We start from the raw sequence: 15,793 nt of genomic DNA, 5'->3' as shown, positions 1-15,793 counted from the left end.
CCACCCACCCCCCCCCCACCAGACAGAGGACACGTTGATGTCAGACCGCAATCCCATCCTGATCACCGGTGCCGCCGGCGAAATCGGCGGCGTGAGCCGGACGATGGTCGACATGCTGCTCGCACAAGGGCACCCCGTGCGCGCCTTCGTACGGCAGGACGACGAACGCGCGCAGTCCCTCCGTCAGGCCGGCGCCGAGGTCTTCGTCGGTGACCTGCTCACCATCGCCGACGTGACCGCCGCCCTGAAGGGCGTGCGGCGCATCTACTTCAGCATGAGCCTGTCGCCCTACTACACCGACGCCGTCAGCCTGATGGCCGCGGCGGCACGGGCCCAGGGCGACATCGAGGTGTTCGTCAACATCTCCGAGTACGAGCAGTCGTTCATGACCTTCGACCACATGACCGCGCCCGAGGAAGAGCGGCGCGCCCGGCTCGGCGGACTCGTCGCCAACTGGTCGCCGCAGCAGCGGGCCCACTGGGTCGCCGAGCAGGTGCTGGAGTGGTCCGGCGTCCCGACCGTCAACATCCAGGCGGCCTTCTTCGTCGAGAACCCCATCATGACCTGGCTGGCTCTCAGCTCACTGGCCGACGGCGAACTGCGCCTGCCCTTCGGCGACCACCGGCTCGCGCCCATCGCCGGTTACGACGTCGCGGAACTGTGCGCGAAGATCCTGGCCGACCCGGCGCCGCACATCTCCAGGTCCTACGCGCTCACCGGCCCGGAGCTGAAGGACATGCACGGGATCGCGGAGGACTTCACGGCCGTGCTGGGACGCCCGGTCACGTATGTCCCCGAGGACATCGAAACCTGGAACAAGGCCTACGTCGACACCCACATGTCCGCGTACCCGCACATCGCGGAGCACCTGAAGACCCTGACCCGGATCATCGGCCGCGGAGGATACGGCGGCATCACCGACGAACTGGAAACCCTGCTCGGACGCCCGCCGAAGACCGTGCGCTGGGCGCTGGAGAACCACCCCCGCATCCAGAAGCTCGCGGCTGCCTGACGGTCCCCGGCGGGGGGCTGTGGCCGGTGGCGTTCAGCCCGGACGGGCGCCGTCGCTACCCGGCCCGCCCCCGCAGCGTCTTCGCAGTGACCGCGATCCCGGCGAGGACGGCCGTCAGCAGGGTGCCGATGACGGCGGTCGCGAGGGTGCCGGTGTTCAGGTGCAGGGCCACGTCGGACGAGGTGGCCTCGGAGAGGCCGGCTGCCATCGCCGCCAGCGGGGGCAGCGTCACCAGGACGCCGAGGGCGGCGCCGACGACGATGACCAGGGCGGTCTCGCCCGCCGAGAACAGGAGCAGCTGGCGCACGGTGCCGCCGGCGGACCGCATCACCCCGAGGTCGCGACGTCGGCCGTGGGCGGCCACGGCCATGCTGTTGGCGACGGCGATCACGCTGTAGCCGACGGCGATCGTGACCAGCATCATGGCGAGACTCTCGGTGAGCCTGGCGTCGGTGTCGTAGTCGGCCAGCGCGTACTCGGCGGCGTCGTGCAGCGCGGTGCCCGGGACGGAGTCGGTGGCCTCGGCGTCACCGGGGACGAAGATGTCGTCGGTGAGCGCGGCCGGGTCGTGGGCTCGCACCAGGTCACGGGAGACCACGAAGTCACCGCGGGCCGGGTCGTCGGGCAGGACCGCGCCGACGCGCAGGACGACGGTGGTGCCGTCGGTGAACCGGACCGGGACGTGCTGTCCCTTTCCGACGCCCAGGGCCTTGGCGGTGCGCTCGCCGAGGACGGCCTCCCCCGGCTTGTTCCACCGAGGGTCCCGGCTTCCCAGGACATCCAGGACGGTGGCGTCGGCCGCGTTTCGGGCGTGCTCCGCGTCCTTGGTGGTCTTCGCGTACTCGGTGGTCTTCGCGTACTCGGTGGCCTTCGCGTACTCGGTGGCCTTCGCGTACCTGGTGGCCTTCGCGTACCTGGTGGCCTTCGCGTCCTTCCACACGAACGCGCGAGTCGGCAGGGCGGCCTTGCCCACCGGGTTGGCGGCGACCACCTCGTCGGTGTTGCCGGGCGTGCCGTCCGGGGTGACGATCGTCTGGCCCGAGACCTTCAGGGCCTCGCCCGCCGGGTAGGCCACCCGTCGGCAACATCTTCAACAAGCTGGATCTGCCGGTGGACACCGACGGCCACCGGCGCGTGCTGGCGGTCCTCGCCTTCCTTCGCTCGTGACACGCGACGCACAAGCCACAAGTCCCGTGTGGAGGCGGGCGGTTGGCCGCCGAGGATCCTGCGTCAGTGCGGAAGGTCGACGGAAGCCATGAAGTTCAGCATCCGGCGGTTCATCTCCTGCGCGTGGTCGATCTGCGGTCCGTGTCCGGTGTCGGTGATGATCTCGGCGCGGGCGCCCGGTATCAGGCGCGGGACGCGCTCCAGCTGCCGCTCGGGGTGCAGCAGGAGGCTGCGCTTGCCGAGTGCCAGATAGAGCGGCGTACGGATGGTGGACAGCTCCGACTCGGACAGCGGGAGCGGGGCCGGGCGACGGATGCGGTAGGCGCGGACGGCGGTCCTGACCATGGTGCGCAGCTCGGGCATGACCAGGACCGGTTGCTCCAGCCAGGCCGCCAGTCGCGGGCGCAGCGCTGCGGGCGCGAAGCTCGCGAAGAGGCCGGCGAAGAGCCAGACGAAGAAGCGCAGCCCCACCTTCTCCAGGCCGCCCGGGTCGAGCAGGGTGACCGAGGCGAGGCGTTCGGGCCTGCGGTGCGCCTGGTTCAGGGCGAGCCAGCCTCCGTAGGAGATGCCGACGAGGTGGACGCGTTCCAGCCCGAGCCCGGCCAGCGTCTCGTCCAGCCACTGTGCGGCCCGTTCGGGCTGGTGGATCGGCTCGCGCTGGACGCTGCGTCCGGGGTCGCCGGGGGTGTCGACGGCGTAGACCGGTCGCTCGGCGCTGAGGTCGGGGGTGTTCGGGTACCACATGGCGGAACACGAGCCCGCTCCGTGCACCAGGACGACCGGGGTGCGGGACCGGGCCGCGGGGTCGGCGGGCCCGTAGCGGTACACGTGGGTGGTACCGAACGCGGTTTCCACGTCCTGCTCCGCCTGGGCGGGCGCGCCCAGCGCGTAGACGGCGTCACAGGCGGCGAAGTAGCGCTCGCGCCAGGTGTCGCTCACATAGCGGCCGACGTCGGCCTGGGTGCGGGCAGTGGTCTCGGACACGGCCACCTCCGGGGGTCGCGGTTTTCGTGGTACGAACGTATCACGATGTTGATACGGCTGTACCATGAAAGGCCCGGTGCGGGCCGGCGGACGACGAGCGGAGGCTCAGGCGATGCCCAAGCGGGTGGACCATGCGCAACGGCGCACCGAGATCGCGGAGGCGCTCGTCCGGGTCGCCGGGCAACGCGGGCTGCATGCCGTGGGGATGCGCGATGTGGCAGCCGAGGCGGGCGTGTCACTGCGGCTGGTGCAGTACTACTTCGAGACCAAGGAGAAGTTGCTGCTCTTCGGCCTGGAACACCTGACCGGGAAGTTCGGGGAACGGCTCGCCGCCCGGATCCGGGCCGCCGGGGACGCGCCGGGGCCGCGCGCCATGGTCGAGGCACTGCTGATGACGGCGCTGCCGGCCGACGAGGAGAGCCGTGTCTTCCACCACCTCTACACCTCGTACGCCGTGCTGGCCGTGACCGACCGTACGCTCGCGGCCCAGCCCTTCGTCAAGGACCCCGACGCGGCCGAGGACGCCCTGACCGACATCCTCCGGCAGGCGCAGGCCGCCAATCTGCTGCGGCCCGGTGTGGACGCGCGGCTGACGGCGGCCGGCCTGCTCGCGATGTCCGCGGGGCTCGGCACCGGCATCCTCGTCGGCCAGCGCAGTCCCGAGTCCGCCACCGCGGTCCTGGACGACCATCTCGACCGCGTCTTCCGCCCGGCCGACGCGGCTGGTTGAGGCGAACATCGTGACGGGTTTCCCCGGCAGGGACGTGAGGTGCAAGCTGGAAGGGAGGCCGCCTCGCGATCCTTGGGAGCGGGCTCGGGAAACGCGGTCTCGCCACTCCGAGAGAGCTCTCCAGGGCTCGGCAGGAGGGAAGCGAGATGACAGAGCAGGTCACCACCGGCGGGACCGGAACGCGCTGGCACCTGACCGGTGACTGGTTCGACGTGTGCAAGTGCGCCATACCGTGCCCCTGCACGTTTGCGCAGCCACCGACCTACGGCGACTGCGAGGGCGTGCTGGTCTGGCACATCCGGGAAGGCAGCTTCGGCGACGTACGACTCGACGATCTCAACGTCCTGATGCTCGGCTCCTTCGTCGGCAACCCCTGGGCCGGGACGCACACCGAGCCGTACGCCGCGATCTTCCTCGACGAGCGCGCCGACGAACAGCAGCGCGGTGCGCTCGGAGCCATCTTCGGCGGTGAGGCGGGCGGCTGGCCGGCGGAGTTCGGGGCGATGTTCCACCCCGAGATGCGCGGCATGGAGATCGCCCCCGTCCACGTCGAGATCGACGAGGACCTCGCCACCTGGCGGGCCGAGGTTCCCGGCCGGGTCACGGCCACCGCCGAAGCGCTCACCGGCCCGACGACGCCGGACGGCGCACGCGTCCAGGTGCACAACGCCCCGGGCGCCGAGGTCGGCCCCGGCCAGATCGCCACCTGGGGGCGGGCCACGGCCGACCGCGCCGACGCGTTCGGCTTCTCCTGGGAACGCTCGGGGAAGTCGAGCAAGTACTTCCCGTTCCAGTGGAGCGGTCCTGATTCCTGACCACCTGCCCAGTGACCGAAGAGGCAGGCGAACTCGCCGGCCTGTCCGGCGCCGGGCGCGTCACATGTCGTCCATCGCCGGCATCGAACCCCGCAACCCCGGCAGCAGCCAGTCCTGGAACGGCGCGAGCACGGCCAGCACGAGGAACGCGACGCCCACGACCCGGCCCAGCGCCGGACCACGGGACCACAGCTTCTCCACGAAGATCACCACGGCCAGCGCGGCCATCGCCGCCACGTTCATCACGCCGAGCGGGATCAGGACGACCATCAGTCCCGCGCAGCAGCCGACGCAGTAGGCGCCGTGGTGCACACCCACCCGCAGGTCGCGGGCCGGCTGCCGGAAGCCGGCGTAGCGCACCAGGTGGCCCATGGGATCGCGGCAGTGCCGCAGGCAGACGTACTTGAGAGGGCCGAGCTGATACAGGCCCGCGAGCAGGAACGCCACCGCGCCGATCCACCGTCCGGCGTCCGCATGATCGTCCAACAGGCCGCCGGTGAGCGCCAGGGCCGCGTAGACGAGCAAGCCGAAGACCGCCCACACCAGCAGATACCCGCCCACGAACTCCACGGTGCGCACGGTCCGCGTCCAGCCCGAGGACCGCCGGCCGATCCCCCGCACCCAGGTGATGGCCACCGGCGCCATCGACGGCAGCATCATGGCCGCCATCATCGTCACCCACAGCAGCAGGAACAGCGGCAGCGCCAGCCCCATCGTGCCCGGCTCGACTCCCATGTCCCCGGCCTGGCTCGTCGTCAGCGCCCAGGCGGGTACCGCGATCAGGACGACCAGGAACCAGGCCGCCGCGAGATCCCGGGCAGGCAGCAGGCCACCCCCCGCTCCGGTCGGCGCGGGCGACCGGGCGGACACGACGGCGGAAATCCGGCCTCGACGCATCGGCGTGCACTCCTGCGGACGGTTCCAGGACATCACGCATCCCTGGGCGCCGCGACCTCCGGGGACCGGGCGGCGAGCACTCACGCGTTCGAAATCCCCACTCGGTGGCCGATGCGGCTGGACGGGTGCAGTTCGGCACCTGACTCCGGCGCCCTCCGCCCGGAGCGGCGCGCCGCCGGATTACATGGGCCTGCGCCTCGGCGCGGGGCGTGCCGGCGTCGTTCACGGCCCCGGATCCGACGAATGAAAGAGCGCAATGGCAGAGCGCGACCCTCGCAACCGCACTGGCCGCAGCCCGCTACTTCGCGGGCTCGCCGCTGCCGTGCTCGCGGCCGGCATGCTGCTGGCCTCAGCGGGACCCGGACACGCAACCGGCGCGGCCCCCGCGCCCGGCGCACCGTCCACGTCGGCACCCGGCGCACAGTTCACGCCGCTGACCGCGGCGGTGATGACCGAACCGACGCCGTTCGTCGCCACGGACGGCAGGACGCACCTCTCGTACGAACTGCTCACCACGAGCTCACTGCCCAGGAGCGCGCCGTTGCGGCTCGACCGTGTCGACGTCCGGGACGCCCGCACGCACCGGGTCGTCGGCTCGCTGAGCGGGCGGGCACTGGCCCAGGCCGCCAATCCGGTGGGCGATCCTCTGCCGGGTGCGGACGCGTACACCCCGGCGCCTCCGGCGCCGACGCCGACCGTCATCCAGGGCTCCCAGCAGTGGATCATCTGGCTCGACCTGGTCCTCCACCGCGGTCAGCCGGTGCCCCAGGTCCTCGAACACCATCTCTCGGGTGCCGTCCTTTCCCCCTCCGGCCCCGCGGCCTTCGAGGAGACGGTGCAGGTCACGCGGACCGCCGGCCGGCCGCCGTTGAACCTGAACCCGCCGGTCCGTCCCGGCACCTGGTACTCCAGCGAGTCCTGCTGCGGCAACACCCACCACCGGCGCGGGCTCGCCCCGATCAACGGCCGTTTCCATGTGCCGCAGCGCTTCGCGATCGACTGGTACAAGGTCGGCCGGCGGGGGCAGACCTGGGAAGGCGACCCCACCCGGCTCACCAGCTATCTGAGCTACGGTCAGCCGGTCGTGGCCTCCCTCGGCGGCCGAGTCGTGGAGGTCCGGGACGGCCTCCCGGACCAGCCGCCGCCCCTCACACCGCCCACCCCGCCGATCGAGGACACCGTCGGCAACCACGTCACCCTGGAAGTCGCGCCGGGCCGCTATCTGCTCTACGCCCACCTGAAGCCCGGCTCCCTCAGGGTCCGGGAGGGCGACCGGGTCGCATCCGGCCAGGTCCTCGGGCTGATCGGCAACAGCGGCAACTCCGCCACCCCGCACCTGCACTTCCAGGTGATGACCACGGCCGAGCCCTTCCCGACCGACAGCCCGCCGTTCACCTTCCGGCGGTTCCGCGTCCTCGGACAGGTCGAACCCCGGCTCTGGGACGACAACCTGGGCCTGCAGCCGACCGGCGTCCTGCCGATCACGCCCTCGCCGTACGCCGGCCTGCACCGTGCGCGGTATCCGCTCGACCGCGAGGTGCTGGAGTTCTGACCGGACCGGACTCCGGCCGGACCGACGGCCGGACCGACGGCCGGACGAAAAGGCCCAGGTCGGAGACCTGGGCCTGCCTCGCAGAACTGGAGGTCCGAGGACCGTCAGGGCTGCTCGATGGTGATGAAGGGGTCCCACTGGAAGTACCCCTGCAGGTTGCGGTGGTGGTCCAGTATCTGGAAGTAGAAGTGGTACACGACCTTGCCGGTCCGCTTGACGGTGGTCCGCCAGTAGTGGTCCTCGTACTGCTGGGTGATGAAGGCCGGCGTGCCCTCGCTTCCCTCCTGCGGCATCGGGTAGACGCCGTCGATCACCTCGATCTCCGGTGCCCTGATGAGCAGGTGCTGGTTGTCGCTGCTGACGTACCGGTAGAGGAGTGCCTTGTAGTCGCTGCCGAGCGAGATCGTCGTCTCCCGCCACTTGATGGTGTCCCCGGGTTCGGCCCGGAGGTTCAGCTCGGCGCCCGACGTGCCGATGATGTGGTCGTGGCGCGTCGTCATGTAGATGAGGCTTTCGTCGACGTAGGTCGGCGCGTCGGGGTTCCTCGACGCGTTGGGGTTCCGCTCGACGATCGTGGCCGCGTCGAACGCGATCAGTACGTTGAGATCAGCCATTTCCTGCCCCTTCGGGTACCGGTTTCTCCAGGCACACCGCCTTGGTGTGCCCCTTGCGTCAGGTGGTCGTGTCAGGTGGTCGTGGCGGGGTTGGGCACCTTGTACGCCATCGCCCGCGGGTAGTCGCGCCGGCGCAGGCGTACGCGGACCAGCAGCGGTCCGGCGTTGACCGGGTCGGCGGGGTCGGCGAGGCGGGCCAGCAGGGCGTCCAGCTCGGCGGTGTCCGCGACGGCCAGCCCGCTCGCCGGGGTGTGCTTGCCGGCGAAGACGGCGGCGAGGCGGTCGTAGTGCCAGGGGTGGAGGACGTTGTAGAAGTCCGGGCCGGTCTGGTCGTGCCCGTTGTGGCCACCGCGGCCGTCGGGGTCGTCGGGGTCGTCGGGGTCGCCGTGGCCATCCCGCTCGGCGTAGTACGACGGGTGGACCAGCATCTGTTCGATGCCGTAGAAGTGGCCGTTGTCCAGGACGAACACCACCGAGCGCAGCCCGTGCCGGGTGTGGGTGGAGAGTTCCTGGCAGGTCTCCTGGAAGGCGCCGTCGCCGACGAACACCATCGGGCGGGCCCCGCCGCGCTCGGGGGCGAGTGCGGCGCCGGTGGCCGCGCCGACCGACCAGCCGATGGACAGCCAGCTGACCTGGGACAGGAATGCGCCGGCGGGCAGGGACAGGTTCATCGAGCCGATGAGGGAGAAGGCGGCGTCGGAGACGACCGTCCAGTTGTCCCGGGTCTCGTGGCCCAGGAAGTGGTTGATCCGGTCGAACACGCCGTCGTAGGTGAGGTGTTGCGGGTGCCGGATGCGTGAACCGCTGGGTGCGCCGCTGATGTGGAGCGAGGCCCGGTGGTGTTCCAGGGCGGCGGGGCGGTTCTCGGGCGCTCCGTGGTGGGCGTGGGCCTCGGCGTAGTAGTCGGCGGTCAGGCCGTCGGTGCCGTAGGCCTTGACCAGCGCGTCCTGGAGGGCGGGCAGCAGTTGTCCGAGCTGGACGTCGGGAAAGTAGGAGGTGCCGACGCTGACGCCGCCGTTGGCGGCCATCACCCAGTCGGTGCCGACGCACTGTTCGCCGCCGAGGTTCTTCGAGGTGGACCAGGCGCCGAGCCCGATCCGGCAGGTCGCCCAGTCCTTGAAGACCCAGTGCACGTCCGGGTGGCTGGCACGGCCGTTGTAGACGCCGTGGAACTGCGGCAGGTCCTCGTCGACGACGGCCTTGGCACCGACGGTGGTGCAGAACGGCACCCCGGTGGCCTCCACCAGGTCGGTGAGCTGCCCGGCGAGGCGGAAGCGGTCGGTCTCCTCGCCGGCCCACACGATCGGGCGGGGCCTGCCGTCCGGGCCGGGGTGTTCCTCGATGAGGGTGAGGATCGCCTGCACGGCGTTGTCGAGCATGGCCCGGCCGCGCGCGCCGAGCGGCCGGTCGCGGCGGACGAGCGGCGCCTCGGGCTCGGCGCAGGGCTCGTCCCACAGGTCCTCCATGACCTCCAGGTAGACCGGCCTGCGCTCGGTCAGACAGGCGGTGAGCGCGGCGTCGATCTGGCCGGGGGCGAGGCCCGGATGGGAGATGACCTGGGCGTCCACGGTGACCTGCCGGTAGACGTCCAGGTTGGACTCCGTACGGGGGCTCATGTGGGAGGTGAGCAGGCCGAGGGCGCGCTGGTTCTGCCACTGCTCGTACGGCGGGGAGGCGTTGACGGCGACGAGCGGGACCCGCTCCACGTAGGCGCCGCCGCAGGCGTTCAGCAGGTTGAACGCACCCACGCTGTAGGTGACCGCGGCCGCGCCCATGCCGTGGATACGGGCGTAGGCGTCGGCGGCCTGGCCCGCCCCGCCCTCGGTGGGGGTGCCGACCCACTCGATGTCGCCCTCGGCGCGCAGGGTGGTCAGGAACGGGCCGAGGTGGTTGCCGGGGACGCCGAACAGGTGGGTGATGCCCAACTCGGCCAGACGGAGGGCGAGATAGCGGGCGACCGTGCAGTCGGGGGGAATCGCGGTCACGAACGGCCCTCCCCCTGCTCCGGGCCCGGTGTGGTGACCGGCGGGGCCCGGTGGACGGCGACGGCGGCGCGGACGGCGCTCTCCAACGCGCCCTCGATCCAGGCGTGTTTGAGGGAGGTGTGCTCTCCGGCGAAGTGCACGGGGCCCTCGGGCCGGGAGACGTCCAGGTGGAAGCTGGTCATCTGGTGCGCGGTGTAGATGGCGGCCTCGCCGAAGGCGTACGGGTCCCGGGCCCAGCTCTTGGTGGCGCCCCGGCCGCTGAAGAAGACCTCGATACGGCGGCCGTGCAGGGCCTGGAGGTTGCGCAGGGCGTAGACGTAGCGCTCCGCGTCCCGCATGGAGTCCCAGCGCGCGGCGTCGTCGGACCAGCAGTACGAGGCGAGTACGACGCCGCCGGTGCTGCCTTCGACCCGGTGGGAGGGGTAGTACATGAACCGGTTGGGGTTGTCGGTGGCGGAGCCCCCGCCGAAGGCGTGCGTGGCGGGGCGGACGGCGGGGCCGCGCAGCGGCATGGTGCTGTCGATCCGCCGCATCTCCTCGGTGACCTCGCTGTCCTTGACCGCGGCACCGAGCAGGCCGGCCTCCGGGTCGGGGAGGGTGATGCGGGGCACGTCGTCCGCCCCGGCACCGGTCCCGGACCCGGACCCGGACCCGACGCCGAGCCGGTAGTACTCGTAGAGGCCGGGCGCGATGTTCTCCAGTTCGCCGCGCCAGTCGTCCTCGGTGAACTCCCACCACCGGTGACTGAACTCCAGCAGCACCTTCGTGGCCTGGTCGTAGTGGGTCTCGATGACGGCGCGGCGCTTCTTGTACGACATCGAGGGGACGATCTCCACGAAGCGCAGGGCGGAGAACGGGATGGTGACGATCGCCAGGTCCGCCGTCCACAGGCGGGGCGGGCCCTGTGGATCGTGCTCGGCGACGGTCTGCACGGCCACGCCCCAGCCGTCGGGACCGACGGCACCGGTGCCCTCGGGGTCGGTGTCGCGGCTGGGGTCGTGGTATTCGAGGCGGATCATGCGGTGACCGAGCCGCACCTCGTCGCGCAGGCCCTGGTGGAGGGCGTGCGGCAGACGCCAACTGCCGCCGGGTATCTCCCAGTAGCGGACGCCTGGGTTGATGTCGCTGCGGCTCAGGAAGCTGTGGAAGAAGGAGAGGTGCAGCCGTGAGGACATGTTCTCCAGCGTTCCGACGGCCTCGATCGCCTCGTCGCTGAGCCCGGCGTGGTCGCGCAGGAAGCTGCCCATCGAACAGCCGTCGAAGTCGCGGATCACCCGGGCCCAGCCCTCGACCCACGCGTCGAAAGGCTTGTTGACGCGCTTTCCGTCGACGACGTCGGAGTAGTAGTCGCGCACGCTCTCCAGCGCGTCGTCGACCATTTTCACGACGGGGGCGCGTACTTCGTCGTCGGTGAGGTGGAAGCCCTCGTTGATCCGCTCGGGACCGGCGGTGTAGTCGGCCCGCCGTACCTGGACACGGTTGGCGCGGATCCAGGAGTTGCCGCGCTTGTCGGGTTCGCGGAAGTCGGGGCTGTCGTCGCCGTAGGTCCAGGTCCGGCCGGTGAAGGAGGTGTACGTCACCGGGGGGACGGGGACGTCGGGGCCGCTGCCGGTGGCGGGGTCCACGTCCACGTTGTAGAACTGGCGGCGGCCGAGCCCGAGTTTGTCGACGAGGGCGAGGACCAGCGGGTGGAAGTCGGGCAGCCGCATGGCTCCGGCCTCGGCGTACTGGGCGGGGTCGGCGAAAGGCTGGTGGCTCTTGGTGGCGCGGAAGGTCTTGATGCGTCCGCCGACGCGGCTGGCGTTCGCTTCCAGGATGGTGACGTCGTGCCCGGCGTCCTTGAGCAGGCGGCCGGCGACGAGGCCGGTGATGCCGGCCCCGACGACGAGGATCTTCTTGCGCGGGTAGCGGGTGGCGCCGACGTGGCCCGTGTCGATCAGGGTGTGGAGATAGTCGAGCTTGAGGTCCTTGTCGTCCGGGCCGATGAGCAGGAGTTCGCGGGCAAGTCGAAGACAGGTCTGCCAGCGCGCACGGGTGGCGGAGTTTTCCCGTGATTTGTCGGTCATAGCTTGCGATCGTAAGGATGAAGAAACGGTTTCTTGGCCGCCCTCGCGAATAAAGTCCAAAAGGCGACGATCGCACTGCTTGACGGAAATTCGGCTTGCCCGAATTCCCCTTGGCGGACGGATGATCCACCGGGGACGGATGGGGAAAGAGAAACGAAGCCGAATCGATTGTCCGCCACGGAATGGGGAATTCCCGGCGCCCCGGTGGTCGTGGTCACGCCAGCCGACCGAGGCGGGAAGGGCGCCGGAACGGTGATTTTCCGTCCGGTCGTCGACGCGGCCTGTGCGGGGGCGGGGGGGCGCCCCGTCGCCCCGGCGACTGCCTCAGCTGCGGACGCGGGGCGCCCGGCTACTACATCGAAGCTGAACCCGAGCACCTGCTCCCACTGACGGGGCCCTGGCCCCGCCGCCCTCCCGGCGGGGACTTCGTCAAGCACGTGGAGCGGCGGCCGTACTCCTGAGAGCATCCGGCCACCGCCCCTTCCCCCGTGCGACCGGGCCGGGTACTACTCGATGGTCCAGCCGACGCTGCCGACACCCGTGCTGAACCAGGCACAGGTGGCGGAGGACTGACCGTACTGGCCCGGGTTCAGGGTCACCCAGTCACCGGAGACGTCGGGGGCCCGGCCGCAGACGACCTCGGCGCGGAACCGGATGGTGCGGTCGCTGTTGTTCGTGCAGCTGGCGATGCCACGGTCCGTGTCGACACCGTGGACCGCGCCACGGCAGTCGACCGCCCCCGCGGCCGACGCCGGGGCGGCCAGGGCGCCGACGGACAGGGCCACCGCCGAGACGGTGGTGGCCAGACCTGCGGCGAACATCTTCTTACTGCGGATCATCTTCGTGCCCCCGAGAGGTTGCGGTTTGCATGTGCTCACCTCACTGAAGAGCACGGGAGCGGTCCCCGGTACCTGACATCTGTCAGGGCCCCCGGCCCAGGCTCTGCCGCGCACGCGTCAACTGCCGTCCACGACACCGGGGTTAGGTCGCCATTCCGATTCGAGGATGCTGAACGTCTCGGAGTCCCGCCAGCCGTCCCGGATCAACGTGGTGTGCCGCTGCCGCCCCTCGTATGTCATGCCGAGCTTGCCCAGCAACCGGGACGACGCGACATTGCGGGGGTCGCAGGTCGCGTAGATCCGGTGGAGTCCCAGTTCCCCGAAGCCGCGCGACAGAAGCTCTTGCCCGATCGCCGTGCCCACGCCACGCCCCCAGGCCTTCGGGTGCACGACGTAGGCGATTTCGCCCTGCCGATGGCGACGGCTGCGAAGGTGCAGCTCACCCATGCCGACGAGTTCGTCCTCGAAGCGGGCGATGTAGGCGAATCTCTGCTGCGGGGCGTGCGACCAGGCTTCGACGGCGGTTTGCACGAACGCCCGTGTCTGGTCCGCGGTGTTCGGTCCCCAGGGCTGGTAGCGACAGGCCTCCTCAAGGCCGGCCCAGGAGTGCACCGCTTGCCAGTCGCTGAGCGTGAGTTCGCGCAAAGTCACCGTGGATGGGCTCACAAGCGGATCTTGCCAGATCTCGTTGACGCCGCTGTCACCAGACGATGGCGTCGTCCATCTCCTGCTGCCAGTAGGTGACCTTGAGCGAGTCGTCGACGTAGACGCCCTTCGCGGGCAGCGACGGGTGGGCTGTCGTGCCGACGCTGCCGCTCAGGGAGCGGCCGTAGAAGGAGACGGCCAGGGACTTCTCGGTGCGGCCGCCCGAGGCGCTGCCGTCGGTGGCGGACAGGCTGACGGAGGCGTATCCGGACTCGCCCGGTTCGAGGGTGACCACCGCCTGCGGCTGCGACTCGTCGATGACCGGGGGCACGGACTGGGCCTCACCGAAGCGGACGGCGGGGTAGCCGTAGAGGAAGCATGTCTTGCTGCCGGTGTTGGTCACCGTGAGCAGCATGTGGTTCACGGGGCGATTCAGCGGGGCGGCGACCGTCTTGGTGTTCGAGCCCTCGCACGTGACGTCCTTGAGGGATGCGGTGGGCGCCTTCGTCGCGGGGGGCTTGGCGCCGGAGGTCGAGTCGGCGGCCGCGTCGCCACCGGAGGTGGCCGAACCGGTCGAGCCGGTCGAGCCGGTCGAGCCGGTCGAGGCGGTCGAGGCGGTCGAGCCGGTCGAGGCGGTCGAGGCGGTCGAGGCGCCGGTGGAACCCGAGGAGCCCGAGGAGCCCGGGGAGCCCGGGGACGCGTCGGTGGCGGCGCTCGTGTTCGTGGACGGGCCCGTGCTGCGGACGCCTGTTCCGTCGTTGCACGCGGTCAGCGAGAGGGTGGCCATCGCGACGGTCGCGGCGACGGCGAGGACACGGGTGCGGGGGGTACGGGGGGTACGGGGAGTACGGATGTCGGACATGTGGCGGCGCCCCTTCGGTGTTCGGGTTGCGGTGGTGGTTGGATGACCGAAGCTTGTGAGGTGATCCGTCCCAACTGCCACTCACAGCGGGGAGTTAGGGACGACGGAACGCCGGAACGCGCTCTGACCAGGGGGAACGTCAGGGCTCTGGAACGCGTGCATGGGACGCGGGGACAAGGGGAATCGAGTGTCAGGGGCAAGGAGGTCGGGGGAAACGGAGGCGTTCGCGGGGCTGTTGCGGGACCTCAAGGACCGCTCGGGGCTCAGCTACGGGGCGCTCGCCAAGCGTCTGCACATGAGTACGTCCACGCTGCACCGCTACTGCAACGGCACCGCCATACCGACCGCGTACGCACCAGTGGAGCGCCTCGCGAGGGTCTGCCGGGCGACGCCGGAGGAGCTGGTGGAGCTGCACCGGCGCTGGATCCTGGCGGACGCGGCACGCAGGCGCGGGACGGATCAGGCGGTGGCGGGCTCGGTGCAAGGCGCGGACACCGCAGCCGACGGGCCGCAAGCAGCCGCCCCCGCCACCCCGTCGGCCGAACCTCACGGACGGAGCGATGGCGACGGAGGTGGAGGTGGAGATGGTGATGGTGATGGTGATGGTGATGGCGCGGGTGACCGCGGTGATCCCGTCGTCGTCACGTTGCCGGGCAGCGCCGGCACGCAGGCGCGCCGCTCCCTCCGTCGCCGTACCGCGCTGATCGCCTCCGTCGCGGCCGCCGCCGTGCTGGGAGCCGTGGTGCTCGTCGCGCAAGTGCCGTTCGGCGACGGCGGGGACGACCGGCCGGCGGGGCGGGGGGTCACCGCGACGGGGAAGACGGCCGGCACGGCCGGTACCGGGAAGGCCTCCGTCGCCCCGTCCCCGAGCGGGAAGACGGGGAAGCCGTCCGCATCGGCCTCCGCCTCCCCCACCGGTTCCGCGGACACCGGGCCCGGCACCTCGGCCGATCGCGGACGCGGACGCGGTCAGAACTCCGCCTCCGCGAAGCCCGACGGCGACCACGGCGCCGTCCCGCTGACGGTCGGCGTCCGGCCCTACATCTACGACAGCCCGTGCAGCCAGCACTTCCTCGTCGACAGCGAACCCGGACAGGTCGGTCCGCCGGCCGGTGAGCAGGACGCGCAGCGCTGGGCCGACGCGTACGGGGCGATCTCCTCGAACGAGCAGCGGGTCGCCCTCACGGTCCAGGGCACCGGCGCGGAGACCGTCGTCCTGGAGGCCCTGCACCTACGCGTGCTCTCGAAGGGCGCGCCGCCCGACTGGAACGAGTACGCGATGGGCAACGGCTGCGGCGGTGGCGTCCAGTCCAGGTCGTTCGACGCCGACCTGGACAAGGGCAGCCCCACACTCACCGTCGCCAACGGCCAGCGCGACTTCCCGTACAAGGTCAGCGAATCGGACCCCGAGGTCTACTACGTCACCGTCCACACCACGGCGTACGACGTCCGCTGGGACCTCACTCTGGACTGGTCCAGCGGCAGCCGCAGCGGCACCGTCCACATCGACAACGACGGCACCCCGTTCCACACCAGTGCCAAGGCCGGCGGCAAGGCCTACGACTATCCGCTGGGCGGCAGCGAGTGGATCGAGGCGACGCCGAACCAGTAGCGAACGGTGAGGT

The 15,793-nt window shown here is 70.9% G+C and carries 14 protein-coding genes and 1 pseudogene; 6 read left to right on the top strand and 9 right to left on the bottom strand.

Annotated features, from left to right (window positions below):
- Positions 1-37: 37 nt before the first annotated feature.
- Complete coding sequence (locus AQJ67_RS37225) at positions 38-1,012, top strand: NmrA family NAD(P)-binding protein (protein WP_062723914.1); 975 nt, start codon at positions 38-40, stop codon at positions 1,010-1,012.
- Between the two features lie 55 nt (positions 1,013-1,067).
- Here the strand turns inward: AQJ67_RS37225 and AQJ67_RS46120 are convergent, their stop codons facing one another.
- Positions 1,068-2,087: an ABC transporter permease gene (locus AQJ67_RS46120; RefSeq protein ID WP_079056417.1), complete on the bottom strand. Its 1,020-nt coding sequence runs from the start codon at positions 2,085-2,087 to the stop codon at positions 1,068-1,070.
- Positions 2,088-2,089: 2 nt separating this feature from the next.
- Here AQJ67_RS46120 and AQJ67_RS49840 point away from each other — a divergent pair.
- Positions 2,090-2,179 (top strand): annotated as a pseudogene (locus AQJ67_RS49840) (DNA-binding response regulator); the annotation flags it as partial.
- A gap of 63 nt (positions 2,180-2,242) precedes the next feature.
- On the opposite strand, the gene AQJ67_RS37215 reads toward AQJ67_RS49840, so the two are convergent.
- On the bottom strand, positions 2,243-3,163 hold the full coding sequence (locus AQJ67_RS37215) for an alpha/beta fold hydrolase (protein ID WP_425264206.1): 921 nt from the start codon (positions 3,161-3,163) through the stop codon (positions 2,243-2,245).
- 112 nt (positions 3,164-3,275) lie between these two features.
- Here AQJ67_RS37215 and AQJ67_RS37210 point away from each other — a divergent pair, with 112 nt between their 5' ends.
- Both AQJ67_RS37210 and AQJ67_RS37205 read left to right on the top strand, forming a co-directional pair.
- Positions 3,276-3,893, top strand: coding sequence for a TetR/AcrR family transcriptional regulator (locus AQJ67_RS37210; RefSeq protein ID WP_062723912.1), 618 nt, complete (start codon positions 3,276-3,278; stop codon positions 3,891-3,893).
- A 146-nt stretch (positions 3,894-4,039) separates the two neighbouring features.
- Entirely contained in the window at positions 4,040-4,708 is a 669-nt protein-coding gene (locus AQJ67_RS37205; RefSeq protein ID WP_062723911.1) for a DUF1326 domain-containing protein, read from the top strand.
- Between the two features lie 60 nt (positions 4,709-4,768).
- Here the strand turns inward: AQJ67_RS37205 and AQJ67_RS37200 are convergent, their stop codons facing one another.
- Positions 4,769-5,641, bottom strand: coding sequence for a DUF2182 domain-containing protein (locus tag AQJ67_RS37200; protein WP_244190729.1), 873 nt, complete (start codon positions 5,639-5,641; stop codon positions 4,769-4,771).
- Between the two features lie 220 nt (positions 5,642-5,861).
- Between AQJ67_RS37200 and AQJ67_RS37195 the strand changes: the two genes are divergently transcribed.
- The gene (locus tag AQJ67_RS37195) at positions 5,862-7,157 is read left to right on the top strand and encodes a M23 family metallopeptidase (protein WP_079056416.1); all 1,296 of its coding nucleotides are present in this window, start codon (positions 5,862-5,864) and stop codon (positions 7,155-7,157) included.
- A 104-nt stretch (positions 7,158-7,261) separates the two neighbouring features.
- Here the strand turns inward: AQJ67_RS37195 and AQJ67_RS37190 are convergent, their stop codons facing one another.
- The 6 genes from AQJ67_RS37190 to AQJ67_RS37165 all read right to left on the bottom strand — a co-directional run bounded on the left by AQJ67_RS37190 (position 7,262) and on the right by AQJ67_RS37165 (position 14,168).
- Positions 7,262-7,771, bottom strand: coding sequence for an inclusion body family protein (locus tag AQJ67_RS37190; protein ID WP_062723910.1), 510 nt, complete (start codon positions 7,769-7,771; stop codon positions 7,262-7,264).
- A gap of 71 nt (positions 7,772-7,842) precedes the next feature.
- Entirely contained in the window at positions 7,843-9,756 is a 1,914-nt protein-coding gene (locus AQJ67_RS37185; RefSeq protein ID WP_062723909.1) for a thiamine pyrophosphate-binding protein, read from the bottom strand.
- Positions 9,753-11,822: a flavin monoamine oxidase family protein gene (locus AQJ67_RS37180; protein ID WP_062723908.1), complete on the bottom strand. Its 2,070-nt coding sequence runs from the start codon at positions 11,820-11,822 to the stop codon at positions 9,753-9,755. The genes AQJ67_RS37185 and AQJ67_RS37180 overlap by 4 nt, the downstream gene beginning before the upstream one ends.
- Positions 11,823-12,328: 506 nt before the next feature.
- A complete protein-coding gene (locus AQJ67_RS37175; protein ID WP_062723907.1) occupies positions 12,329-12,661 on the bottom strand; it encodes a hypothetical protein in 333 nt (110 codons plus the stop codon).
- A gap of 117 nt (positions 12,662-12,778) precedes the next feature.
- Complete coding sequence (locus AQJ67_RS37170) at positions 12,779-13,327, bottom strand: GNAT family N-acetyltransferase (RefSeq protein ID WP_079056415.1); 549 nt, start codon at positions 13,325-13,327, stop codon at positions 12,779-12,781.
- A 34-nt stretch (positions 13,328-13,361) separates the two neighbouring features.
- Positions 13,362-14,168: a DUF4232 domain-containing protein gene (locus tag AQJ67_RS37165; RefSeq protein WP_062723905.1), complete on the bottom strand. Its 807-nt coding sequence runs from the start codon at positions 14,166-14,168 to the stop codon at positions 13,362-13,364.
- A 187-nt stretch (positions 14,169-14,355) separates the two neighbouring features.
- Here AQJ67_RS37165 and AQJ67_RS37160 point away from each other — a divergent pair, with 187 nt between their 5' ends.
- Positions 14,356-15,780 carry a helix-turn-helix domain-containing protein gene (locus tag AQJ67_RS37160; protein WP_062723904.1) on the top strand — a complete coding sequence of 475 codons (1,425 nt, stop codon included), beginning with the start codon at positions 14,356-14,358 and terminating at the stop codon, positions 15,778-15,780.
- Positions 15,781-15,793 lie beyond the last annotated feature (13 nt).

The organism is Streptomyces caeruleatus, from assembly GCF_001514235.1.
GTDB classification, from domain to species: Bacteria; Actinomycetota; Actinomycetes; order Streptomycetales; family Streptomycetaceae; genus Streptomyces; species Streptomyces caeruleatus.
The sequence above is the reverse complement of the archived record's forward strand: the minus strand, read 5'-3'. Positions and strand labels throughout refer to the sequence as shown.

Bases quoted from the DNA above. Each gene is read 5' to 3' on its own strand.
- AQJ67_RS37225 (WP_062723914.1), top strand. From the start codon at position 38: ATGTCAGACCGCAATCCCATCCTGATCACCGGTGCCGCCGGCGAAATC.
- AQJ67_RS37210 (WP_062723912.1), top strand. From the start codon at position 3,276: ATGCCCAAGCGGGTGGACCATGCGCAACGGCGCACCGAGATCGCGGAG.
- AQJ67_RS37205 (WP_062723911.1), top strand. From the start codon at position 4,040: ATGACAGAGCAGGTCACCACCGGCGGGACCGGAACGCGCTGGCACCTG.
- AQJ67_RS37195 (WP_079056416.1), top strand. From the start codon at position 5,862: ATGGCAGAGCGCGACCCTCGCAACCGCACTGGCCGCAGCCCGCTACTT.
- AQJ67_RS37190 (WP_062723910.1), bottom strand. From the start codon at position 7,771: ATGGCTGATCTCAACGTACTGATCGCGTTCGACGCGGCCACGATCGTC.
- AQJ67_RS37180 (WP_062723908.1), bottom strand. From the start codon at position 11,822: ATGACCGACAAATCACGGGAAAACTCCGCCACCCGTGCGCGCTGGCAG.
- AQJ67_RS37175 (WP_062723907.1), bottom strand. From the start codon at position 12,661: ATGATCCGCAGTAAGAAGATGTTCGCCGCAGGTCTGGCCACCACCGTC.
- AQJ67_RS37165 (WP_062723905.1), bottom strand. From the start codon at position 14,168: ATGTCCGACATCCGTACTCCCCGTACCCCCCGTACCCCCCGCACCCGT.